The organism is Mesocricetibacter intestinalis, from assembly GCF_004363295.1.
In the GTDB taxonomy this organism is placed as follows: domain Bacteria; phylum Pseudomonadota; class Gammaproteobacteria; order Enterobacterales; family Pasteurellaceae; genus Mesocricetibacter; species Mesocricetibacter intestinalis.
In genome coordinates this window covers 438,820-464,263 of record NZ_SNYQ01000001.1, presented here as the reverse complement: position 1 = coordinate 464,263, position 25,444 = coordinate 438,820, and the positions used below count along the sequence as shown (strand labels likewise).

Genomic DNA, 25,444 nt, shown 5'->3' with positions numbered 1-25,444 from the left:
GAAGTTAAAATAAAATACAGGCGCCTTCTTCCGCCGAAGACACATTCTTTCTGAATAAACCGAACAATTCCCGTCCGGAATGACGATAATCCGCACTTAAATCCGGCAGTATCGGCTCGCGTCCGGATAAATAGCTTAGGCACTGAATACTCCCCTCTTCCGCATCAATCGCAATTAAATCGCCGTTGCGTATCAATGCCAGAGGACCGCCCTTAACCGATTCCGGCGATAAATGAATAACCGAAGGCACTTTACCGGAAGCACCGGATAAACGACCGTCAGTAACCAATGCGACTTTGAAGCCTTGTTCCATCACATTACCCAAAATCGGCATCAGTTTATGCAGTTCGGGCATACCGCGTGCCGCCGGCCCGCTATTACGTACCACCACAATCGCGTCGCGGTTCAATTCGCCTTTATGATAAGCCTCAACCACCTGATCCTGATCTTCGAATACCAGCGCCGGAGCCGTCAACTTACGGTGGGCTTCCGCCACCGCACTGATTTTTATAACACCGCGGCCGAGATTTCCGCCCAATACCTTTAAACCGCCCTGCTCGCTAAACAACTTGCCTGCAGGCGCAATCACATCGGCATTACGGGTATCCTCGATTTCTTTAAACACAACCCGACCCTTTTCCAGTACCGGCATTTTGAAATAATCCGTCATACTGCCGAAAATCGGTGTTGCATCCCTATAGAATAATCCGCGTTCCGCCAGATGACGCAACAATAAAGGAACGCCCCCTGCGGCATGGAAATCGTTAATATCCGCCGCACCGTTCGGATAAACCCTGGTCAGCAACGGCACCACGGCGGAAAGCTGATCAAAGTCGTCCCAGTTAAGTACAAAGCCCGCAGCCCGTGCCACCGCAATCAGATGAATGGTATGATTAGTACTACCGCCCGATGCCAACAAGGCCACTAAACCGTTCACCAGGCTTTTTTCGTCCACCACCTTGGCCAAAGGTCTGAAATCACCGCCCTGACGGCAGATTTTAACCATATGGGCGCTCAATAATGCGGTTAGCGCCGGCCGTAGCGGATCATTCACGGGGACGAAAGCCGCGCCCGGCAACATCAGCCCCATAGCTTCGAATACCAACTGGTTCGTATTCGCCGTACCGTAAAAAGTACAGGTACCCGCACTATGATAAGAGTTATTTTCCATATTCTGCAAGGCATTTTTATCAACTTCTCCGGCCGCATACTGCTGACGAATCTTAACCTTCTCTTTATTGGAGATTCCCGTCGCCATCGGTCCTGCAGGTACAAAAGCGGTTGGTAAATGCCCGAAGGACAGCGCACCTATTAACTGACCCGGTGCGATTTTATCACAAACGCCGAGTAATAATGTCGCATCGAAGGTATTATGGCTTAAGCCGATAGTGGTAGCCTGTGCTATAAGATCGCGCGAAAACAGCGATAAATCCATACCGCTCTGCCCCTGAGTAATGCCGTCGCACATGGCGGGTACTCCCGCCGCCACTTGAGCGGAATGTCCCAGTTCGCGCAATACTTGTTTTATTTCGTGCGGATAATCCTGATAAGGCTGATGAGCGCTAACCATATCGTTATAGGCGCTGACTATGCCGAGATTAATCCGGGTAAAATCCAGAATATTGCGTTTTTCCTGCGCACAGCAGGCGGCAACGGTATGCGCAAGATTGCCGCAACTCAAAGAAGCTCTGGTGGTTCCCTGCTTAAGCTGTTCCTCCACCCGAGCCAGGTACTGCGCTCTTGTCTGTCGACTGCGCTGCAAAATATTTTCGGTAACCCGTAAAATAACAGAATTCATCATATGACCCGCCGCATTATTTTAATAAAGGTTCAATCACCGCAACACAGCGTGCGACCACTTCATCAAAACCGGCATCAATATCCACCGCATAGACATCGGTTTCCTCCGCTTGAGGAATTTCCAGGGTTGCAAACTGGCTGCGCAACATATCCGCTTTCATATAATGCCCCTGGCGCTTCTGCATCCGAGCGAGCACCAGGTCAAAATCGCCTTTCAGGAAAATAAATTTTACATCGTTACCTTCACGGATCTGATCCCGATATTTTTTCTTAAGAGCCGAACAGATGATAATGCCCTTTTCCGATTTCTGTTCCAGGCTGAAAGCCGCATCGCGGATACGTTCCAGCCAAGGAGCGCGATCTTCATCATTGAGCGGCTGACCGGAAGCCATTTTAATAATATTTGCACGGGGATGCAGATCATCTCCGTCAATCAGCTTTAAGCCGAGTTTTTCCGCAATTGCGGTTCCCACACTGGTTTTCCCGGTACTGGAAACGCCCATTAAGATAAAACTTTTACCTGATTTATGCATGATAAACACCTCAATAATAAAATTTGCGCTATAACATAATATGTTACCAGTAACTTTAAAAGCAGTATTTTTTATTTTGAATATTTTTGTGATCTCAATCACATTTTCTCTTAAAAGCTAAAACATCAATCAAAAAACAAAGTTAAATGGATAAAAGGCGATTAATTAATCAATAGTAATCACAAAAACCATGATCATGATCACAAAATTAAAATTTAGTTTTCCAGATTATTGCAAATAATGCTGTTATCGGTAACACTGCGTGCGGTTTTAAATTCAATCTTGATTTTTTACTCAATGCAGGAGTTTCCGTTATGGATCACTTACCTATAACCCATAGTGCGACCAGCCTCTTATTAATTGCTTTGGGCGCCGTTATTACCTTACTTATTCTGATCATGCGCTTCCGCGTGCATGCTTTCGTCGCCTTAACCTTAGTCAGCTTGCTGACCGCACTGTTTACCGGTACGCCCTTTAATAAAGTCGTCCCGACCATGCTAGGCGGTTTTGGCAGCACATTGGCTTCCGTTGCCCTATTGGTGGGTTTAGGCGCCATGATCGGGCGCTTGCTGGAAATCAGCGGCGGCGCCAAAGTGCTGGCCGATACCCTTATCAGCACCTTTGGTGAAAAACGGGCGCCCTTAGCCCTCGGGGTCGCTTCACTGTTGTTCGGATTCCCGATTTTCTTCGATGCGGGTCTGGTGGTGATGCTGCCGATTATTTTCACCGTCGCCAAACGCTTCGGTGATTCCACCTTGCGCTACGCTTTCCCTGCCGCCGGTGCCTTTGCCGTGATGCACGCCTTTTTACCACCGCATCCGGGTCCTGTGGCTTCGGGCGAACTCTTAGGCGTTAATATGGGATTATTGGTAATCGTAGGACTGGTAATTGCGATTCCGACCTGGTATATCGGCGCTTATCTTTATGGCTTATGGGTGGGACGTAAAATTCATATCAGCCTACCTTCCGCTTTTTTGAATCAGAATGTTGTAACGGAAACCGTTAAAGCGGAACCGCCTAAATTCAGCAGCGTATTGTTTATCCTGCTACTGCCGCTGATTCTGATCTTTCTGGATACCGGTTTAAACACCTTGGTTACGGCAAAAGTATTGGCCGGTGATCAGGTATGGGTGGAAGTATTAAGAATGTTGGGTAAAACCCCGGTCGCCCTGTTAATTACATTACTGGTTTCTATTGTTATTCTGAAAAAACAGCGTTCTCTGGAACAAGTGGAAAAATTATGTGATAGCGCACTCGGCCCGATTTGTTCCATCGTTCTGGTTACGGGTGCGGGCGGTATGTTCGGCGGCGTTTTGCGCGCCAGCGGTATCGGTGATGTACTCGCCGCAACATTATCGGATACGGGCTTACCCGTTATCGTGGCCGCCTTTGTTATCGCCACCTGTTTGCGTGTTGCACAGGGTTCCGCCACCGTAGCCCTGACTACAACGGCCGCATTAATTGCCCCTACTGTAGCAGCCACAACGGGACTGAGCGAATTCGATCTTTGCTTTATCGTCATCGCCATCGCTTCCGGCGCCACCGTTTTATCTCATGTGAACGATTCCGGTTTCTGGTTAATCAGCCGTTTCCTTGAAATGGATACCAAAACCACCTTTAAAACCTGGACCGTTATGGAAACATTGTTAGGCTTAATCGGCTTTATTTTGGCCGCTATAGGTAGCATTATTCTCTAATCCTCCCTATACGAAAATAACCGCCTTGTTGCCGATGCAGCAAGGCGGTTTTATATTCCGATAAAAATAAGCGGGCTTAATTACTCTTGTGCAAAATTGCTGGCAGCCAAAAAAATCCTGTAAAAATGACCGCTCTTTTTCAACCCGCCTATTTTCAACCCGCTTATCTCTTAAACCGGCTTAGCGCCGATTAGTATCGCCGCTAAGCCCCAATCAGGAAGTTACGGCAGTACAATCGGCGACCACAGAAAACCGAATATAACGCCGGCAATCACGCCGCATAAGCCCGGTAGCATAAACGGGTGATTCAATACATATTTACCGATACGGGTGGAACCTGTGGTATCCATTTCCATCGCCGCCAATGAAGTCGGATAGGTCGGTAATACGAATACGCCGGTTACCGCTACGAATGAAGCCAATATGGCCCAATGCGGTACTCCCAACGCTAAGGCCAAAGGAATAATCAGCGGTGTTGTTGAACCCTGAGAATATAATAACGCACAGGTGCCGAATAAAACTAAAGCCAACAGCATCGGATAAGTCGTCAATACATTACCTGCCACCGCTTTAATATCCGCCATATGAGCATCAACGAAGGTAGTTCCCAAGGTAACGATACCAAGGATAACCACAATGGAACTCATACCTGAACGGAAAGTAGAGCTTAAAACCAGCGCATCAGGTTTGGTTTTGCAGAAAATCAGCATTAAACAGGCCGCACTATACATAACAATCACGATGATATCGCGCGTTCCCATGGTTTTGCCGCTCTCATAAACCGGACGCAGCGAAGGTATCGCCGCCAGCACGACAATACAAAGCGTCGCCAGTAAAAAGATAACAACCGAAAGTTTTGCCGTGGCCGGGAAAATTTCCGTTTTCTGTTCCATTTTGCTAACCAGCCCCGCCTGCAGGCGTTGCAGATAAACTTCGTCATCCTGCAATTCGCAACCCTGACGGGAAGCTACAAAGGCCGCAACCATAGCGGCGATAAAGGAGGCAGGCAAACAAACCGCCATAATTTGTAAAAAGGTTACCGAGGTGCCGTTTTCCATAATGGTGATCATTGCCGCCATTGCCGCACTTATCGGCGAACCGGAAATCGCCAACTGAGAAGCCACTACGGATCCCGCCAATGCCCGCGACGGACGAACCCCGGATTCTTTCGCCACCTCCGCAATCACCGGTAAGGTGGAAAAAACAATAAATCCGGTACCGGCCATAATCGTCATCAGCCAGGTAATCACCGGTGCGATAAAGTTAATATATTTCGGGTTTTTGCGCATAAAAATACCGGCGTGATGAACCAGAAAATCCATCCCCCGAGTAGCCTGCAATGCCGCTGCGGCAATGACCACACTCATAATAATCAGCATTACGTCCACAGGTACGGAACCTACCGGTAAGCCGAGGCCGAGGGTTAATATGGCCAACCCGATCCCGCCGAACAGCCCGATCCCAACGCCGCCCATGCGGATCCCCATAAAAATACATCCCAATACGACGAAAATTTCTATCCAAATCATAATAAACTCCGGAATAATCTGTAATTAAGCTTGTCGATACCATTGAATCGCCGCACGTACCAACGCCGAAGTGGAATCAACATATAAGTGCGGTCGATTTTGCTGATCTTTTTGCAAGATCACCGGGATTTCGGTACAGCCGAGAATCATAATTTCCGCCCCCTTCCCGATTAAAGCTTCTTTCTGTGCCAACATCAGCGCTTCCGCCTCCTGCTCCTGCCCCGCTTTAAGCAAATAGATGCTTTTCATCACTTCCTGCTGCGAGGCCTTATCCGGAACAATACAGTTCAGCCCCCTTGCTTCCAGAGCATCTTGATAAAGACGGGTAGCTAAAGTGGCATCGGTCGCCAGCAGTCCGATATTCTTTGTACTCGATGCCGCCGCTTCAGCCACTGTGGCCTCGATCATACTCAGCATCTTGGTGTGGCACTGTTGCTGCAAACGAGAAAACCAGTAATGAGCGGTATTACAGGCGATTAGGATACAATCCGCCCCGGCCCGTTCCAGCCCCTGAATGTATTTCAGCATCAAAGGTTCCGGTGATTCGCCGCCATGCAATAACGCTGCAGTTCGATCCGGAATATCGGGAATAGAAGAAATCAGCAGCGGAATATGCTCCTGATCACAACGGGCCGGAGTAAAACGGATAAACTTCTGCAGCATATCCGCAGTGGCGGCAGGCCCCATACCGCCTAAAATGCCGATCACTTTTTTCATGTATGCCTCCTAAATTTAATTAGCCATAACAAGCTTTTAGCAGGCGGAGAGAGGAAAATGAAATGCAAGAAAGCGAACAGATATGCAAAAAACGACTAGAGAAATCATTAGGGATACATATTCATAATATAATCAATGTGCTATCTTGGATAAGGCAAAGCAAATCATGCAAGAAGTATAGGGATTATGCGAAATATGCATTTCATCGGAGGTACCGGAGATGAAAAACATTGAAACCAAATGGTTGGAAGATTTTTTAATGTTGGAACAATGCCGCAATTTTTCTCAGGCGGCGGAACAACGCAATTTATCCCAATCCGCTTTCAGCCGGCGAATATCGACCTTGGAAGACGCATTGGGAATCAAATTGTTTGACCGTTCTACCCTCCCCCTGCAACTAACTGAAGGCGGTAAACTTTTTCATTCTCAGAGCCGCAGCCTATTACAACAGTTTCAGGATAATCTGGACGAACTGGCCGGACGTAATAATCTCGGGCTGCCCAATATAAAATGCGCCGCCGCCCATTCCCTTTCCCTGTCGGTAATGCCGGAACTTTTTCGTCGGGTCGCCGCCCGTCAGAACAATTTAATTTATGCGGTGGAATCTATTGATGTGGATCAGGCGGTCAATACCCTGATTGAAGGCAAAAGCGATTTTATCTTTTCTTTTTATGACGAACGTCTGATGCAGGCTCCCTTTCTTTCCGTGGAAATTCTGCAGTCGAAACTCTATCCCGTATCACCGGCAGATGAATACGGGCAGGCACTGTTCAATCTGAACATGCCGAACTGCCCGCTTCTCAACTATACCTCTTCCTCTTATATGGGACGCCTGGTTAACCGTAAGCTGAGCAATTCTCCCCATATCAAACCCAAAACCGTATTTATTTCTTCAATGAGCGAAGTATTAAAAAATATGGTACTCAACCGACAGGGAATCGCCTGGCTGCCGGAATACGCCATTCATGAAGAATTAGCGGCAAATAAACTCTGCTTGCTCGATATGCAAGAATTTATTATCCCGATTAAAGCCTATATTTATCGGGTGGATACTCGGCTTAATAATCATGCGGAGCAATTTTGGAGAATAGTGGCCGAACTAACGGACTAAAGCCCTCCTCTGGGCAGCTAGAGGTGATTTTGCTATACTGGCGCGCAAAAATTTTATTCCGAGCGAATGACCATAATTATGATGCGATTATTTATAGCCGAAAAACCCAGTCTGGCGCGGGCCATTGCCGATGTATTGGATAAACCCCATCAGCGCGGCGACGGCTTTATCCGCTGCGGAGAAAATGATTATGTAACCTGGTGCGTCGGTCATTTGCTCGAACAGGCGGAACCCGATGCCTATAATCCCGCATTTAAACAATGGCGCCTGGAACACCTGCCCATCATACCGGAAAAATGGCAACTGATCCCACGCAAAGCGGTGGCTAAACAGCTGCAAATCGTAAAAAAACTTATCCATCAGGCAGATATTTTGATCAACGCCGGCGACCCGGATCGTGAAGGACAATTGCTGGTGGATGAAGTATTCAGCCATGCGGATATCAGTGCGGAAAAACGCAATAATATCCAACGTTGCCTGATTAGCGATCTCAATCCCGGCGCAGTCAAAAAAGCGGTGGCGAAATTACAGCCGAACCGCAAATTTATCCCGCTCTCCACTTCTGCCCTGGCTCGCGCCCGCGCCGATTGGCTGTACGGTATTAATATGACCCGAGCCTACAGTATACGCGGTCAGCAAGCCGGTTACCGCGGGGTACTATCCGTTGGTCGCGTGCAAACCCCCGTGCTGGGACTTATCGTCCGTCGTGATCTGGAAATCGAAAACTTTCAGCCCAAAGACTTTTTTGAAGTGCTGGCCCATATCCGTCCGCAACAAGAAAAAACGCCAAAATTTACCGCACTTTGGCAACCGAGCAAAGCCTGCGAAGACTATCAAGATGAGGACGGACGTATTCTTTCTCTGCCGCTGGCGCAAAATGTAGTAAAGCGGATCAGCGCACAACCGGCGGAGGTAACGGATTACAGCGACAAGCGGGAAAAAGAAACCGCCCCTCTGCCTTATTCCCTCTCGGCACTACAAATCGATGCGGCAAAACGCTACGCTATGTCGGCGCAGGAAGTTCTGGATATTTGTCAACGCCTGTATGAGACTCATCGGCTTATCACCTATCCGCGTTCGGACTGCCGTTATCTGCCGGAAGAACACTTTGCCGATCGGCATAAAGTACTTAAGGCCATTGCTATGCATAGCAATGTTTATGCCGAATTGCCGGAGATTCTGAACCCCGAACAAAAAAACCGTTGTTGGAACGATAAAAAAATCGAAGCGCACCATGCCATTATCCCCACCGGGAAAAATCATAAGGTCGCCCTTAATCCGCAGGAAATCAATGTCTACACATTGATTGCCCGCCAGTATCTGATGCAATTCTGCCCCGATGCGGAATACCGTAAAAGTAAAATCAGCCTCAATATTGCCGGCGGCAGCTTTATTGCTCAGGCACCTAATTTACAAACCGCAGGCTGGAAAGAACTTCTCGGTAAAGAAGACGGACAGGAAGAGCAGGAGCCGCCGTTACCCATAGTTAAAAAAGGACAGATACTGTATTGCGAACAAGGGGAAATTTTGAGTAAAAAAACTCAGGCGCCGAAGCCCTTTACCGATGCCACCCTGCTGTCCGCCATGACGGGGATCGCCCGCTTCGTACAGGACAAAGAGCTGAAAAAGATCTTGCGCGAAACCGACGGACTGGGTACCGAAGCGACCCGTTCGGGGATTATCGAACTGCTGTTTAAGCGAGAATTTCTATATAAAAAAGGCCGTAATATCCACAGTACCCAGGCCGGCCGAATCCTGATTCAAGCCCTACCGGATATCGCCACCCAACCGGATATGACCGCCCATTGGGAGGCACAGCTGAGCGAAATCAGCCGTAAACAAATGAGCTACGCGCAATTTATGGCCGGACTTACGGCAATGCTGCCCGAATTGGTACAATATGCAAACTTTAGCGCTCTGCGCCAATTAAGCGCAATTCCCCACCAATCCCCAAGAAATAAAAATACAGAAAAAAGCGGGAAAAGAGCGGTCAAATCTTCCTGAGTTTTTTAAAGTGCCTGAATTTACGCCAAATGCATCGCTTTTTCTCGAAATCGCTTGCGTAAAGAATGAATTTTCGCTAATATCCGGACGTTTTATTTTATTGCATTTCAGCAACAGAGAAGAAGATAATGTATCAAGCCCTATTAATCGTTTATTTACTTATTTCCATCGCATTAATTGCGTTTATCCTGATTCAGCAGGGTAAAGGCGCCGATGCGGGTGCTTCCTTCGGAGGCGGCGCTTCAGGTACGGTATTCGGTTCGGCGGGTTCGGCCAACTTTCTGTCCAGAACCACGGCGGTACTGGCAACCATCTTCTTTGTTATCAGCATTGTTATCGGCAATATCAATTCGCACCGCAACAATGTTGCCCAGGGTAAATTCGATGATTTATCACAGGCTGCGGAGCAGTTGCAGCAAAAACAGGAAGCGGCACCTGCCGTACCGGAAAATAAAAACAGCGATATTCCGCAATAAATTGATTCAGATTCTGCGCTGGTGGTGGAATTGGTAGACACGCTATCTTGAGGGGGTAGTGTCGCAAGACGTGCGGGTTCAAGTCCCGCTCAGCGCACCACAACACATATCGAAGCCTTTCGTAATTTCTCGAAAGGCTTTTTTAATGCCAGTAATTGCAAGGGTTTATCGCCATTTTGCCTTTCTTAGCTTATCGCCGTTATTCGCCTTTTAGCACAGATTTTTGTCGCTCCCTAGCAACTACGCACCTAATATAGTTACCGGCTTATTTTTCATAGTTACTAAATGCGGAGAATCGAACTATGGCACGCATTATCAATGCCTTTGACCAATACAGAAATAGAGAAAGCTAAACCGAAATATAAACCTTATCCCCTAAAAGACGGGGGCGTATTATTTTTACCTATAGCTATTACAGCTTCCAACGCCCGGCAGTTTAATTATCTCCACCCTCTAAGCAAGCAAAAATTCGGTATAGAAGCCTATCCGAGTATTAGCTTAGTCCAAGCCCGTGAGAAATATAAAAAATATAGAACTGTGCTTGCATAAGGAATAGATACTCAAGCACAAAAAACGGCATAAAAAAGAAGGGCTGAAAATTAAAAGCATAAAAAACCCTCTATGTAAAAGAGGGTTTATTTCGTTACGTAAAATATTATTTTACCCCGGGAGGGCAAACCGCATCCGCCGGTTCCACCGCTTTCCAGTAGAAACTGCGGGCAATTTTCTGTTTATCAAACAGAACTTTGTATTGGCAGGTGGTTACTCCTTGGGCAACACCCGGAGTAGGGAAATAGAAAACATAATCCCATTCCCGTGCTGATAGACCTTCATCAAAATGCGGCGTACCGAGCAAGTAATAAAGCTGAGATTTGGTAGCTCCTTTGTAAACCTTTTCCAAGTTCACCGGATTAGGATATATACCCTTCCCCTTTTCAAACCGGATATCCTTTACCGGATCCGGCCAAATCAGCTTATCCGCTGTTCCTTCGCCCGTAACCACAGTACCCGAAGAACAGGCCGATAATAGGGCGACGGACAGGCTGACAAATACAAAAGGTTTAAATCCGAACATAACAGACCTCATCTCTTAGGCATATCGGCGACCCTTTATATGGGCCGCCGAATCCCCTTATTACCATTCGTAACCTACACCGGCACCTGCACCTACATCACCTTGGCTATTCATATTTCCCTGTAATTTCAGAATCACTTTACCGTTATCTGAAGCAGTTGAATATCCTACGGCAATAGCGCTTTGTCCTCTGAAGGTACCCACGGCGGTGGCCATCATAGATTTACCGTTGCCTCTTACCTGCGGTAATGCAGCGGCTGCGTTAGCACCTGCAATACCGGCACGGGCGTTTTTATCCACTTTATGAATATTACGGCTCAATTTATTTTCCACTCGGCTTACCTGGCCTACAGTTGCTACATCGTTAGGAGCCTTACCATCCTGAACATTAGTAATACGTTTATTATTGATTACAATATTACCCTCCTGATTGGAAGAAATGGTAGGTCCATTATTTCCACCGATTTGAATACTGTCCACCTGAATATTACTAAAGCTTTGATTTGCCGCGGCGGAAACTTTCAGGCTATTGCCGTCCTGAGTGATTTCAATATTTTTACCAGCCTTAATATTGACGGTATCACCCATTTTCACATTAGCTTTTTGGCCGTTAATAACTTTACCGCCATCTTCCGTCGCTTCAATATTCCAACCTTTGGCAACTTCGTTCTTCACATTATTAACTTCGTTTTTAACGTTATTAACATCTCCTTTTACGTTATTCACTTCGTTCTTAACATTATTAACTTCGTTGTTGATGCTTGAAATATTATTAGTTACATCAGTGGAAATATCTTTAATCTTGTTTTCAACATTAGTAACTCGTTCATTGGTTGCATGTAACTGAGAACCGTTTACGGCATCGGTACTATTTTCACTAATATCACCATCTGCAACATTAACAATCTTATTACCGCCGTTATTTAAGCCTGTATTAGTTAAGGATACTTCCTTACCACCTTCTTGGCTTGGTTTAATAGTAATACCTGAGTTATCGACCGTCGTATTACCAATCTGGATACTACCGTTATCAGTTAGCGTAACCTTATCAGCCAAACCGACTTCAACGGTATTACCCTTAACCTCCGTCTTAATATTGTCAGCACCTACAATATCAAAACGCGGATTCTCATTGTTAACGGTGATGCCGGCAGCTTGACCAGCACCTACGGTAAAGGCAGACATTTTGCCATTGGTATTGTTAGTGAGAGCCTCGCCTAATCGTTTTAACTGAGCCACATTAACCGCATCGGTATCGGCAGCACCGGCAGCTACATTAGTAATTTGACGGGTTTTTCCTTCACTACCAACAGAAACAGCACCTAAGGTAGAATTCCAAGTAGAATTCGTCGTATCAGTAGAAGGTTTGTTAGTCAAAGGATCATAACCAGCTACACCTTTATCTGTGCTTGCTATAGAACCCGAACCTAAAGCGACACCACCAGCCACAATTACATTGGCATTATGACCAAGTATCGTTGCATCTTCTACTTTAAGCTCAGTTTCTTTATCTGCTATACCGATAACAACAGCATTATGTGCACCGCTAAGTTTACGATTATCCGACAACACAATGGCGTTATCCGTATCCGCTACCTTATTGTTCGAACCAATCGCCGTCAGATGATTGATATTGCTACCATTGTTCAGATAACCGGTAATAAAGTTATAAGAACTTGGTGTTTCCGCCGTACCGGTTAAGCTGTTACCAACACCGGTTAACTGTGAAAGTTTGGCGTAATTTGCACTGTTTGCGCCACCAACGGCCATTACCGCACCGCCGCTGTCTTTCACCGCTTCAGCCAGAATGGAAGCGATATCTTCCGGTGTATTATTCACAACCGCCTGCTGAATTTTAGCGATTTGTTCAGGCGTTAGAGTTACGGCTCCAGCGGAGTTACTGATTTGGTTACCCGCACCGAAGATTAGCGCACCATTGGCATTTTCCGTTTTATTGGCAACACCGATAATACTATTAGCAACACCGTCAAACATATCGCTATTTTCATTTTGTGTAATGGTATTAAATGCCCCGTAAACGGATGCCGTAGCACCTTGGAAAGTAGAATCGGCATCAATACGGGAATAGGAACCCATCACATTTGAAAACACCGCTTTACTTAAAGCATTAGGTCCAGCTACTATACTACCCACCTGCTTAGCACCATCATTATCGTAGTTATCGAGATTTTTCGGTGCATTAACACTATAATAATGGATCTTATCCGCAGCCACATCGTCTTTAGTCGCTAAATTTGAAACAGTGAACTGCTCTCCGTCATTACGATTAATAGTTAAAGTACCATCATTAAGTGTTGCTCCGGTGATATATTTATCAACGGCACTCACCTTATACTCCGTATAACCTTTTGACGTATCTTTAACGACTGAAATATTATCACCGGCTACCACTTCTACACGAGCAGCTTTTAGCTGAGCTACGTTAACCGCATCGGTATCGGCAGCACCAGCAGCTACATTAGTGATTTGACGGGTATTTCCACTACTACCCACAGAAACAGCAGCTAGAGTAGATTTCCAAGTTGCATCTGTTTTTGTTGAAGCGGCATTGGTTAAAATATCATAACCGGCAGCGCCTTTATCAGTATTTGCAATAGCACCTGAACCTAAAGCGACACCGCCAGCCACGGCTACATTGGCATTATGGCCAAGTACAGTGGCATTTTTCACATTAAGCTCAGTTTCTGCATCTGCCGAACCTATAACAATGCTATTATCTGCATCGGTAAGTTTGCGTTTATCGCCTATTACCGTAGCATTATCACTATCTGTTAATTCATTGTAACTACCATTAACAACAATATGCTCTGAGTTTGATACTGTATTTTTTACTCCGTTAAGTAGCGCATATGAAACATTGGTTGCGGTATTTTCATAGCCACTAACCGCATTAAATGCACTAAATACATTACTAGATGTCGCTTGTGCTAACTTAGTATTACCCGAGTTTAGTACCTCATTGGTTGTGGCTCCATTACCTGTTAAGGTATTACCCACCCCAGAGATGGTAGAGAATAAAGCATAATCCGCTTTATTGCCCGAACCCGTAATACCCACGGAAGCAAAACGATTATCCTGAGCATATTTACGGAAAGTTTCCGCTAACTCTTTTACGGAAGAAGAAGCAATGGTTGGATCCAATGTTAAAGTTCCGAGGAATGGAACATTTGTTGATAATGAATCCATAATAATCGGACTATCAGGTGTAATATAAGAGTTAGTAATCTCATTACCGGTACCGAAAATTAAAGCACCATTACTCTTATTGATACGGTTAGCCACCCCGATAATATTGGAAGCCGTACCTGAATACATTAAACCGTTAACTGGATCACTACCACCACCTAATAAAGAGAAAATATTAGCGCTTAACTCTTCATTACCTTCAATGCTATTCAAAGAACCGTTAATCACTGAACCTAATCCTTGGATAGCCGCACCTGCATTATGCAAGGCATTGGTTCCTCTTGTGATTTGGTTACCGGCCCAAGATGCGGTCGGTTTATCATAAGCTTTTGAAATAACGTTATATGAACCTTGGATAGTAGCAAAATTTGCCATATTGAAAGAGTTATCACCCACTGTGGTTGAACCTACACCGGTAGTAACATCAGAGTTATTGAGTCTACCATTATCGGCAATGGCAGCTCCTCCGATTTTTCCGTTGCTTGTTCTAAAATCGAAGTCGCCGATTTGACCACTGTAATCGCGATTACCCAACTCAACATTACCAATGCGAGCATGTGTATCTTGACCAATGGCTACACCGCCTGCTAACTGATTTTTATCACGACCAAAGGTAATAATTGCCTCATGATTACCGTTAGTCATCGCGTGAGAGTAAGCATTTTTACCGATTGCAATACCAGCTGTTCCTACACCACCCTCATTAGTTACTCTTGCGCCATTACCCAGAGCCACTGAATTTTCCAATAAGGCTCTTGCATTAGGGCCAATGGCAATTGCGTTAACTCCTGTAGCGCCAGTATTATCTTTATTACCAGTTTCTTCAGATTTCACTGAGAAGTATTCAATCTTATTAGCAGCTAAATCCGTCTTAGTAGCTAAATTATTGACAGTAAATTTTGCACCATCATTACGGCTAATAGTTAAAGTATCGCCGCTAAGAGAAGCACCGGTAATATACTTATCCTGTAAACCGGTTACATTTACTGTACCGCCTGCGGTATCAGTTAAGGTCATTGTACCTGCACCATTATTCCCATAGGTAACAGTACCGCTCTTAACTTTTGTATCAGTAGATTTCACTGTATATTTAGTATGACCTGCAGTTGTATCAGTATCTACCGTTACATTATCACCGGCAACTACTTCTACACGGGCGGCTTTTAGCTGAGCTACATTAACCGCATCGGTATCGGCAGCACCGGCAGCAACATTGGTGATTTGACGGGTATTCCCATTACTACCCACAGAAACAGCAGCTAGAGTAGATTTCCAAGTTGCATCTGTTTTTGTTGAAGCTGCATTGGTTAAAATATCATAACCGGCAACGCCTTTATCGGTATTTGCTATAGCACCTGAACCTAAAGCGACACCGCCAGCCACGGCTACATTGGCATTATGGCCAATTACAACAGCATCAGTAGCAGTTAATTCCGTTTCTTCGTCTACAGAGCCAATAACAACGCTGTTATGAGCACCTGTTACTTTGTGATTATCACCGAAAACAACAGCGGTCTTAGTTCCTGTAATTGTATTATTAATACCAGCTACAGTTACATCATCTACATTTTCCGCTTTATTGTTATACCCCATAATGGAGTTATATTGGCTAATATCTTCTGCAGTACCTGTTAAGGTATTTTTCACGCCGATAATAGAAGAGGCGCGGGTATAGTCAGCTTTGTTACTGCCCCCAATAGCGAGAGTTGAACCTCCACTATCTGTGTTACGAATAATATCTAGCATCTTCTCTTGTAACTCTTTAGCAGAATTTGCCGCAGAAGAGCTATCTAATAATCCTGTACCTGGGATAGAAATACTTGTTACCGAGTTCGTAATTTCATTCCCCGCACCGAAGATTAAAGCACCATTTGCATTAGCAACTTTATTGGCAAGACCGACTATACTACTAGCTACGCCAGAAGATGAGTTTTCAGCGGTAGCAGATTCAATACTATTCAAAGAACCCGTAATAGTGGAACCAAAGTTCTTACCGGCATCAGTTGAGTTACGACCGCCAGCATAATTACTTGTTGCAATAGAATATGCCCCTGTAATTGTTGAGAAAGTACCATGGTTAAAACTATTGGTACCTATGGTAACGGCATTTACCCCCACTCCTGTTGCTCTACGGCCTGCTTCAGTCGATGTATCTACATTCACATCACCTAATTTACCAATATACTTATGGGTACCAACCATCAAACTACCGGAACGTGCATAGGAGTTTTCCCCAATGGCAATACCTGCCGCAAGCTTAGATGGGTCAGCCGGAATTCTTGCAGTAGACAAGAAATTACCGCTAAATGTTGTTTGACCTAGAGCAAAGATAGCTTCCTGTTTACCCGCCATATTTTCAACATAGGCATTTTGTCCTAAGGAAATACCGGCACTTTGATCCGCATAGTTTTCAACCTTGGCTCCATTACCGATAGCAATATCACCACTGCCTTTACCGCCGTTACTATCCAGAATCCAAGCTTTATGACCAATAGCGATACTGTTATGAGCGACTGCACTGGCTCCTACGCCAGCTGCTAAGGCGTTATCGCCTGTAGCGCCATCATTATTATAGTTACCACCTGGAGTTTGAGGACCTTTTACACTGTAATAATGGATCTTATCCGCAGCCAGATCAGTTTTAGTGGCTAAGTTATTGACCGTGAATTTTTCACCATCATTACGGTTAATGGTTAGTGTATCGCCGCTAAGTTCTGCACCAGTAATATATTTATCACTGGAACTCACTGTATATTTAGTATGACCTGCGGTTGTATCAGTATCTACCGTTACATTATCACCGGCTACCACTTCTACACGGGCGGCTTTTAGCTGAGCTACGTTAACTGCATCAGTATCCACTGCACCGGCAGCTACATTAGTGATTTGACGGGTCTTTCCATCAGCACCGACAGAAACGGAACCTAGAGTAGAAACCCAGGTTGCATCTGTTTTTGTTGAGGCTTTGTCTGTTGAAATATCGTAACCGGCAACACCTTTATCAACAGTTGCCACTGCATGAGAGCCTAAAGCGACACTATCATTTACTGTAGCATCAGCGTTATACCCCATCACCACAACTCTGTCGGCGGTTGTATTAATAGTTGTTTCAGGTACAGCACGTAAACCGTTATTAGCAGCTGCTTTGTTTGCACGTCCTAGAATAATGCTATCTTCTGAACCGGTAACCGTACGATTATCCCCCAAAAGAATCGTGTTCTTAGTGTCTGCAATTGTATTGTTACTACCTGTAGCTGTTACATGACTTACATTAGTCGCAGTATTTTCAAAACCGGTAATAGCGTTAGATTCGCTGATATTTTGAGCTGTACCAGTTACCGTATTATTAACCCCGATAATTGCGGTACGTTGTGTATAGTCCGCTACATTGCCGCCACCAAAGGCCATGGTAGCACCACCACTATCGCTGCTTCGAATTGCAGATTGTAACTTATCTACCATGGCATCAACAGAATCTGCGCCGCTGGTTGGTGCAACAATCCTTGTAATAGAATTAGTGACTTTATTACCCGCACCAAATACTAATGATCCGTTTGTATTATCCGCAGTATTGGCTAAACCGACGATGGTATTGGCTATCCCTTGATAAGAAGGGGAGAATAAACCACCACTACCGTTAGAGCGAATACTATTTAAAGAACCTACTACGGTAGCGCCAAAGTTTTGAGCGCCATATGCTGCGGTATTCATACGTCCGGAACCGTCAAAACTACCTGTGGCAATAGAGTAAGAACCCAACATAGTGGAGAATAACCCTTTAGCATAGGTATTGGTACCTAATGCGGTCTGATTTACATGGAAACCGATAGCATCATTGCCTTTTACTTGTTTACCGCCCATAAGGCCATTATAGGTACGACCGCCGATATCGATGGAACCAGTACGTCCCTTAGCATTAACCCCCATAGCAATACCGGTTGCTACACGACTGCGATCGGTCGGATTATCATAACCACCGGCACCGCCCTTAGGCCAGTTTGTTGGGTCAAAACCAAGTTTCGCTTCTTGTTCGCCACCACCGGCAAATACACGTGCATTTTTACCGATTGCGATATGGCCGTCTAATGAAATATTAGGATCAACACCGGCGCCATCACCGATAATAACAGTGCTATCTCCGCTGGTTCTGGTATTGCGACCAATAACCACCCCACCGGCACCAGCCATACTATTGTTAAAACCGATGGCAACACTACCCTCACCGCTTGCGGTAACTTTCGGACCGATAGCAATAGCATTGGTACCTGTAGCACCTGCATTATTTTTATTACCGGTTTCCGTAGATTTTACAGAAAAGTATTGTACTGCCCCTAATTTATCGATTACATCTTTAGAAAGTGCTAAGGATATAGCTTGACCGTTAACAGTGGTTGTAATATTAGCATCACCATTAATAGCTAATTGCTGAGTACCAAGATTAACGCTACCTTCTACAGGTTTACCATCCTTTTTATTATCTCCGGTAAATTTTAGCCCTACTTGTTTTAACTGAGCTACATTAACCGCATCATAATCATCTGCACCACCGGCTACATTAATAATACGGCGACGATTTTCTGCAACAGTATCTTCACCTACTTTGTATTCCGCATTACCAACAGAAACTACACCATTCTCTTTAGCAAAAGCCTCCTTAGATAGGTAAGCTTCGGTTTTTACATCATCAGCAATATAGGCTAAAGAATTTTTACCTAAAGCTACAGAATTACTGGAAGCTGCTCGAGCTTGTTGACCAATAGCAATTCCATTAGTAACTTCACCGCTTCCATCTAAAGTACTGGTAATTGCATAAGAGCCGATAGCAATTGCATTATCACCATAAGCGCGAGCCCAATGACCTAGGGCTGTAGCTTCCAATCCATTAGCATTAGCTTGTTGACCGATAGCTGTTGCATAATTGCCTTTAGCTTTAGCAGCTATACCAATAGCGACATCATTGGTGTCATAGGCTTCGGCACCGGCACCTAATACAGTATTTTGGTATCCAAAAGACTTGGCCGAATTACCGATTGCAATAGAATTCATATATTCTTGGTTAGGTTTACCTGAACTTGTATCATTATCAACAATTGATAAAGAATGATCAGGTACCCCGCCTTCTGGTGTGCCACCCAGTTCAGTCTTCGCCCCAATATAAGATAATTGACCGATTGCAATACCGTTAACACCTTGCTTGACGGCTGTAGCCTGACGACCAATAGCAATAGAATCATCACCTGTTGCAGTAGCCTGAAGACCGATAGCGTTAGAGGCCAAGCCGGCAGCTATTGCCTCACGGCCATAAGCATTAGCGGCTTCACCACCTGCCCGGGAACTCATCCCTATAGCTTGAGCAGTATACCCTGCAGCCTGTGCATCATATCCGCCGGCAAAGGAAATCGCTCCACTCGCTTTACTTTCCTGACCAATAGCAACGCTCCAGCCACCGGAAGCTTTAGAGGTTGTACCCAGTGCTGTATCGCTGGTATTAGTAGCTTCAGCTCTGGAGCCTAAAGCTACTGTATTATTAGCTTTAGCCTGAGCTGTATCACCTATGGCAACAGCACTGGTAGCAGTCGCTTGTGCCGTCGAACCAATAGCAACAGCATAGAGTTTACTCTCTGATTGCTTACCTATAGCTATACCACCTGAGTTTATACTACTGCTTTCTTCACCGATAGCAATTGCACTAACTCCCCCTGTTTTTGTGCCTTTACCAATTGCGATTCCATTCTTTGTAGATGCATTAGCACTGTTTCCGATAGCAATAGCATCATCGAACGTTGCTTTAGCGGCTGCACCTATGGCTATAGCTTCTCTTCCATAACCTGTTACAACGGCATCCGCACCTATAGCAATACCTTTTCTCGCTAATACCCCTGCATTAGCACCTATAGCGATAGCATTATTTCCAGCAGTAGGTTGTTCTCCAATGCTAGTATCCCCAACTGTTCTCGCCTTAAATCCGATTGCAATAGAGTTTTCCCCGGCACTCTCTCCGGCTTTACTATTAGAACCGATTGCAATGGAATTAGGTGCGCCTTTACCTGTCTTAGCATTAGGTCCGATGGCAACGGAATCTACACCGCTTGCCCCATCATTCTCTTTATTTCCCGCTTCTGTTGATTTAACCGAGAAGTAGTTTATCTTATTGCTATCTGCCGAAGCTTCGTCAGCAGATCCCGTATCCTCCGCATATAAAGGCGATGAAATAAACATCCCCCCTATTGCTGCGCATAGCATTAATTTTTTAAATTTCATGGTTTACCCCTTTCAGACCCTGCCCGACAACAGAAACCCTAAAAAATACTAAAGTTATTATTAAATGGGCTAAATAAGACGCTCCTGTCAACGAATATAAAATATCCATCTTATTTGGCAGAATATAAACAATATTAAAAATATTATCTATATTCCTTAACAATTTTATTTAAAATAATTAAATAAAAATAAAATCCTTTATTACTTAAAAGAATATAAGGCATAACAATATGAATTAATTAAAATTTTAAACCTTCTTAAAATTATTCCTTATTTTTTAATAAAAAAATAAACCAAATAAAACAACAGGTTAAAAAATGATCAAATGATGATGATTTCAAAATTCACAAGAATGCCATTGACAAATTCATAACAACCCTTATCTTCAGCATACTAAAACCGCCCCTTAGCCTGCCCAAAAAAGCTCAGCAGGCTAAACGGAGGAATATTTACAAAAGGAGAAAAAATGAAACTCGGAATTATCGGAACAGGAATGATCGTACGGGATTTTCTGCAAATCTTACCCCAGCTTAAACTTGAGCGAGTCTCTATTTTTGGGCGTAACCCGGAACAAACCAAAGCACTGGCACAAACCTACGAAATAAGCCAAATCTTCTGTGATTATGAGGAAATGTTGGCGAGTGATGCGGATACCCTCTATATTGCGCTGCCGAATGATTTGCATTTTTCCTTTGCCGAAAAGGCATTAAAAGCCGGCAAACACATTATTTTGGAAAAACCTATTACGCCTAGTCTGTCCGAGTTTCAAGCGCTGCGCCGTCTTGCCGAGGAGCAGAAAAAAATTCTGATTGAAGCGATGACCGTCCATTATCTTCCCGCCTATCTGCGGCTAAAAGATTATCTGCCTCGGCTCGGGCAGATAAAAATTGTCAGTTTAAACTATAGCCAGTACTCTTCCCGTTATGATCGCTTTAAGGCGGGCGAGATCCTGCCGGCATTTGATCCTTTAAAAGCCGGCGGCGCTTTAATGGATCTGAACGTTTATAACCTGCATTTTTTAATCGGTTTATTCGGCGCGCCGAAATCCGCCTTCTATTCGGCGAATATTGAACGCAATATTGATACCAGCGGCATTATGCTACTGGATTATGAAGATTTTAAAGCGGTTTGTATCGCCGCTAAGGATTGCCAAGCGCCGGTTACTCTCTCCATTCAAGGAGAAAAGGGCTGCATCAGTATTCCGATGCCGGCTAATATTATGGATAACTTTAGCCTGAATTTAAATGCTCAACCGCCGCAACAGTACAGTTTTGAAAATCAGCACCGTATGCTGCCCGAGTTTCAGAAATTTATCTCTATTATAGCTCGGCAGGATTTCGCATTTGCCGAAAAAATGCTGGATATTAGTGAAGCCGCAGTCGCTTTATTGGATACCCATAAGTGTAAAATTCAAGATTAACGCTGACGGGCCGGTATTACCGGTCTGTTTTTTTACAAAAAGAGCGGTCAAAAAAACCAAAGTTTTTTATTTTAATTAAAAATAGAAATACAAATTATTTACTTTTGTATTTATAAAGCTTTATTTTAGTTAAACTCATTTTTTGTTATTATACTTTTTGTTAAACATAATATTTGTTTAATCTATCTATGAGGTTTTTCCGCTAAGTTTATAAAATTTGCAGAGGTGAATAAATGAAGTCTTTATCTTCCTATATCACGACAGCAATACTCTGTTTATTACTGCCGTTTTCCGCATCTTCCGTCCCCGGATTTCAAAATACTAAGGGTAATATTGATATTGCCGGCGGTACCGCGCATATTCCGGTGATGCTTGGTGCGGCAAAAAACATTATGAGCGAACACCCAGATATTAATATTACCGTTACCGGCGGCGGTTCCGGCGTCGGCGTACAGAAAGTCGGCGAAGGACTGGTGAATATCGGTAATACCGGTCGCGCCCTTAAAGCCGCCGAAATCGAAAAATACGGCTTGGTCAGTTTCCCTTTTGCCATTGACGGTGTCGCCGTTGTGGTAAATAACGCTAATAAGGTGAAAGCCCTTAGCCGTGCACAGCTAAGCGATATTTTTTCCGGAAAAATCACAAATTGGCAGCAACTGGGCGGTGATAACGCGGTAATTTCACTCTATATGAGAGAAGACGGTAGCGGTACGCGCGAAGTTTTCGAGGCAAAGGCCTTAAATAAGGATACCGAAATCGCGCAATCCAATATCGTAAATTCAAACGGTGCGATGAAAACAGCGGTTGCACAGGATAAAAATGCTATCGGCTATGTGGGTATCGGCCATCTGGACGATTCTCTGCACGGGTTAATTATCGATAATATGCAGCCTTCCCAGGAAAATGCGGCAAACGGAAGTTATAAAATTACCCGTTTACTGTATATGAATACCAAAGGCCAGCCGCAGGGTATTACCAAAGCCTTTATCGACTATATTTACAGCCCGGCGGGAACCGCAATAATTAAAAAGGCAGGCTATATCCCAACCGATAAATGATCGAGGGTAATAAAGGGGCCGGTTTACCGGTTTGTCTGGCAACCGCACTGGCTGTCGCTGCGATTCTGTTGATTTTTATCATGGTTTTCGCCTTCGCTTTACCGGTTTTCAGTGCTGATGACAACGGAATAAATGCGCATTTATTCTCTTGGCAATGGAAACCGGCAAAAGGACAATTCGGTATATTGCCCATGGTGGCCGGCTCTCTAGCATTGTCCTGCCTGGCCGTAACTATCGCCTTTCCGATAGCGGCAGGTATCGCTTTCTGGCTACAGACTCGCCCCAACCAAAGGAAACCTCGGCATTTCCTCCCCACAATGGTAGCCTTGGTTATCCGTTTTATGACCGCCATTCCCACGGTGGTATACGGTTTTGTTGCCGTATTTTTACTGGTTCCCTTCATCCGTCAGATACTCAGTTCCGGCTCGGGTTTAAACTTACTGTCCGCAGCATTAATTTTGGCCTTATTAATCTTACCGACAATGGTTCTGGTGATGGATACGGGCTTAAAACCCAGAATGGAACATCTTAGTTTCGATACTGCAGCCCTGGGTTTTAATCGACGTCAAACCTTAATTTATTTTGTATTACCTGCCGCCAGACAATGTTTATTAACTGCGTTGTTACTGGGCTTCAGCCGTGCCATGGGAGATACTCTGATTTCATTAATGCTATCGGGCAACTGGCCTCAGCTTCCTTTACATTTTAGCGACAGCCTGCGAACCCTCACCGCACATATGGCATTAGTAACTGCAAATGAGGTGGGCGGAATCGCCTATAATTCGCTTTTTGCGGCAGGTGCGTTGCTATTATTAATCAATGCCTCAATCAGCCTTATAGTGCGTCGCCTCGGGGAAAAGCAAATATGAAAACCTCTCCTTTCCTACTATTGGTAGGCTTGTTCGAATGGCTGTGCGTAGGTATTCTGCTTATCGCTATAAGTTGTGTGGTCGGATTCTTACTGATACGAGGTTTACCCGCATTAAATTTATCACTGTTATTTGGCACCACACCGGCCAAAGCGGCAATACTGGGAGAACTGCCGGTATGGGAGGGTATCTGGCCGGCCTGTATCGGAACCTTATATCTGGTACTGCTGACCCTCGCGCTCAGCCTGTTTCCGGGAATAGGTTGCGGCATTTTTCTGGCGGAATATGCTACGCCCCGGCAAAAAAAATGGTTAAGCAGCATTATTGATATTCTGGCGGGTACGCCTTCAATCGTTATGGGGCTATTCGGCTTCAGCCTGATTTTATTTCTGCGCTATACCTTTTTCCCGCAAGCCAATACCGGCTTACTGCTTGCGGCAATTTGTCTTGCGTTACTGGTTTTACCGACGCTGATACTCACAACATCCGAAGCCTTACAGGCCGTTCCTCAGGGGTTAAGGCTAACCGGTGCCGCCCTGGGTTTCAGCCGCCGTCAAAGCCTGCGCTATATCCTGCTGCCCAGTGCTAAAAAGGGTATTCTGGCCGGCATTATACTGGCCCTAGGTCGGGCCGCGGAAGATACCGCAGTTATTCTACTGACCGGAGTTGTAGCCAATGCCGGAATAGCCGGCGGCCTATTGGATAAATTTCAAGCCCTACCTTTTACCGTCTACTACAGTGCGGCGCAATACCAAACGGCGGAGGAACTACAAAGGGGATTCGGTGCCGCCTTGATACTGTTAATCCTGGCAAGCGGACTACTGTTATGCGCTTACCTGATTGAAAAAAAATTACTTTCACCTCGGATAACAACAAACTTATGACTATCGCAGCCCAACTTAGCCGCCTCAGCATTAAATTCCACCGGCATAGTATTCTTGAAAATATAAATTTGACGATCCCGAAAAATAAAATCACGGTATTTATCGGTCGTTCCGGCTCGGGAAAAACTACGCTATTACGCAGTTTTAATCGCTTAAATGACGAATATCCCGAATGCCTGACCGAAGGCGAAATCAAACTGGATCTCGGTACAGGATTACAGCTTTATAACCGTCTTTCTCCTAAGGCGCTCAGCGAATTGCGCTTAAAGGTCGGGATATTGTTCCAAACCCCAAATGTATTACCTGTTAGCATAGAAAAAAATATTTCCCTGCCGCTGGCCAAATTACTGCATTTAGCCGAAGCTGAAATACGGGACAGAGTCCAACAAAGCTTGCAGGACGTCGGCTTATGGGAAGAGGTTCGACACCGCCTGCATAGCGCCGCCGACAAACTTTCCGGCGGACAACAACAGCGACTTTGTCTGGCCAGAATCCTAGCCCTTAAGCCGAAAATTTTATTACTGGACGAACCTACCGCTTCTCTGGATATTCTCGCCGCTCGTAAAATCGAAGAGCTCATTGAAAAACTGGCGCCGAAATACAGCCTGATTATGGTATCCCATAGCCTGGCGCAAGCCTGTCGCCTTGCAGACCGCCTGTGCATTTTCGACAAGGGTAGGATAATCGCCATTATTGATAATAAACAGGAAATGCAGGAAGAAAAACTGGCGGGCATTATTTCCGCTTTGCCCGAATAAGAAACAAATAAAAAATATCCGCCTTAATTAAGATTAGTGCGGATA

At 44.9% G+C, this 25,444-nt stretch carries 16 protein-coding genes and 1 tRNA gene; 11 read left to right on the top strand and 6 right to left on the bottom strand.

Annotated features, from left to right (window positions below; all coding sequences use genetic code 11):
• Positions 1-4 precede the first annotated feature (4 nt).
• The gene (edd, locus tag EDC45_RS02090) at positions 5-1,801 is read right to left on the bottom strand and encodes a phosphogluconate dehydratase (protein ID WP_166635091.1); all 1,797 of its coding nucleotides are present in this window, start codon (positions 1,799-1,801) and stop codon (positions 5-7) included.
• Positions 1,802-1,814: 13 nt separating this feature from the next.
• Positions 1,815-2,333 carry a gluconokinase gene (locus EDC45_RS02085; protein WP_133542969.1) on the bottom strand — a complete coding sequence of 173 codons (519 nt, stop codon included), beginning with the start codon at positions 2,331-2,333 and terminating at the stop codon, positions 1,815-1,817.
• 314 nt (positions 2,334-2,647) lie between these two features.
• On the opposite strand from EDC45_RS02085, the gene EDC45_RS02080 reads away from it, so the two are divergent.
• Positions 2,648-4,030 (top strand): GntP family permease, encoded by a 1,383-nt coding sequence (locus EDC45_RS02080; protein WP_133542967.1) that lies wholly within the window; start codon positions 2,648-2,650, stop codon positions 4,028-4,030.
• A gap of 221 nt (positions 4,031-4,251) precedes the next feature.
• Here the strand turns inward: EDC45_RS02080 and EDC45_RS02075 are convergent, their stop codons facing one another.
• Positions 4,252-5,559 (bottom strand): anaerobic C4-dicarboxylate transporter, encoded by a 1,308-nt coding sequence (locus EDC45_RS02075; protein WP_133542965.1) that lies wholly within the window; start codon positions 5,557-5,559, stop codon positions 4,252-4,254.
• A 24-nt stretch (positions 5,560-5,583) separates the two neighbouring features.
• Positions 5,584-6,276: a cysteate racemase gene (cuyB, locus tag EDC45_RS02070; RefSeq protein WP_133542963.1), complete on the bottom strand. Its 693-nt coding sequence runs from the start codon at positions 6,274-6,276 to the stop codon at positions 5,584-5,586.
• A 220-nt stretch (positions 6,277-6,496) separates the two neighbouring features.
• On the opposite strand from cuyB, the gene hypT reads away from it, so the two are divergent.
• The 5 genes from hypT (at position 6,497) to EDC45_RS02045 (ending at position 10,416) form a co-directional block, all read left to right on the top strand.
• Entirely contained in the window at positions 6,497-7,387 is an 891-nt protein-coding gene (hypT, locus tag EDC45_RS02065; protein WP_133542961.1) for a hypochlorite stress DNA-binding transcriptional regulator HypT, read from the top strand.
• 81 nt (positions 7,388-7,468) lie between these two features.
• The gene (locus EDC45_RS02060) at positions 7,469-9,391 is read left to right on the top strand and encodes a DNA topoisomerase III (RefSeq protein WP_133543256.1); all 1,923 of its coding nucleotides are present in this window, start codon (positions 7,469-7,471) and stop codon (positions 9,389-9,391) included.
• 128 nt (positions 9,392-9,519) lie between these two features.
• A complete protein-coding gene (gene secG, locus EDC45_RS02055) occupies positions 9,520-9,867 on the top strand; it encodes a preprotein translocase subunit SecG (protein WP_133542959.1) in 348 nt (115 codons plus the stop codon).
• A 15-nt stretch (positions 9,868-9,882) separates the two neighbouring features.
• A tRNA-Leu gene (locus EDC45_RS02050) sits at positions 9,883-9,967 on the top strand.
• A 218-nt stretch (positions 9,968-10,185) separates the two neighbouring features.
• Complete coding sequence (locus tag EDC45_RS02045; RefSeq protein WP_243728752.1) at positions 10,186-10,416, top strand: integrase arm-type DNA-binding domain-containing protein; 231 nt, start codon at positions 10,186-10,188, stop codon at positions 10,414-10,416.
• 106 nt (positions 10,417-10,522) lie between these two features.
• Here the strand turns inward: EDC45_RS02045 and EDC45_RS02040 are convergent, their stop codons facing one another.
• Positions 10,523-10,942: an outer membrane protein assembly factor BamE gene (locus EDC45_RS02040; protein ID WP_166635090.1), complete on the bottom strand. Its 420-nt coding sequence runs from the start codon at positions 10,940-10,942 to the stop codon at positions 10,523-10,525.
• 60 nt (positions 10,943-11,002) lie between these two features.
• The gene (locus EDC45_RS02035) at positions 11,003-20,410 is read right to left on the bottom strand and encodes a YadA-like family protein (protein ID WP_133542954.1); all 9,408 of its coding nucleotides are present in this window, start codon (positions 20,408-20,410) and stop codon (positions 11,003-11,005) included.
• Between the two features lie 466 nt (positions 20,411-20,876).
• Between EDC45_RS02035 and EDC45_RS02030 the strand changes: the two genes are divergently transcribed.
• From EDC45_RS02030 to EDC45_RS02010, 5 genes are all read left to right on the top strand, one after another.
• Positions 20,877-21,830, top strand: a complete 954-nt coding sequence (locus EDC45_RS02030; RefSeq protein ID WP_133542952.1) for a Gfo/Idh/MocA family protein — start codon at positions 20,877-20,879, stop codon at positions 21,828-21,830.
• A gap of 233 nt (positions 21,831-22,063) precedes the next feature.
• Positions 22,064-22,888, top strand: coding sequence for a phosphate ABC transporter substrate-binding protein (locus EDC45_RS02025; protein WP_133542950.1), 825 nt, complete (start codon positions 22,064-22,066; stop codon positions 22,886-22,888).
• Positions 22,885-23,757: a PstC family ABC transporter permease gene (locus tag EDC45_RS02020; RefSeq protein ID WP_133542948.1), complete on the top strand. Its 873-nt coding sequence runs from the start codon at positions 22,885-22,887 to the stop codon at positions 23,755-23,757. Before EDC45_RS02025 ends, EDC45_RS02020 begins: the two co-directional genes overlap by 4 nt.
• Entirely contained in the window at positions 23,754-24,641 is an 888-nt protein-coding gene (locus EDC45_RS02015) for a PstA family ABC transporter permease (RefSeq protein ID WP_133542946.1), read from the top strand. Before EDC45_RS02020 ends, EDC45_RS02015 begins: the two co-directional genes overlap by 4 nt.
• Entirely contained in the window at positions 24,638-25,399 is a 762-nt protein-coding gene (locus EDC45_RS02010) for a phosphate ABC transporter ATP-binding protein (protein ID WP_133542944.1), read from the top strand. The genes EDC45_RS02015 and EDC45_RS02010 overlap by 4 nt, the downstream gene beginning before the upstream one ends.
• Positions 25,400-25,444: the final 45 nt, after the last annotated feature.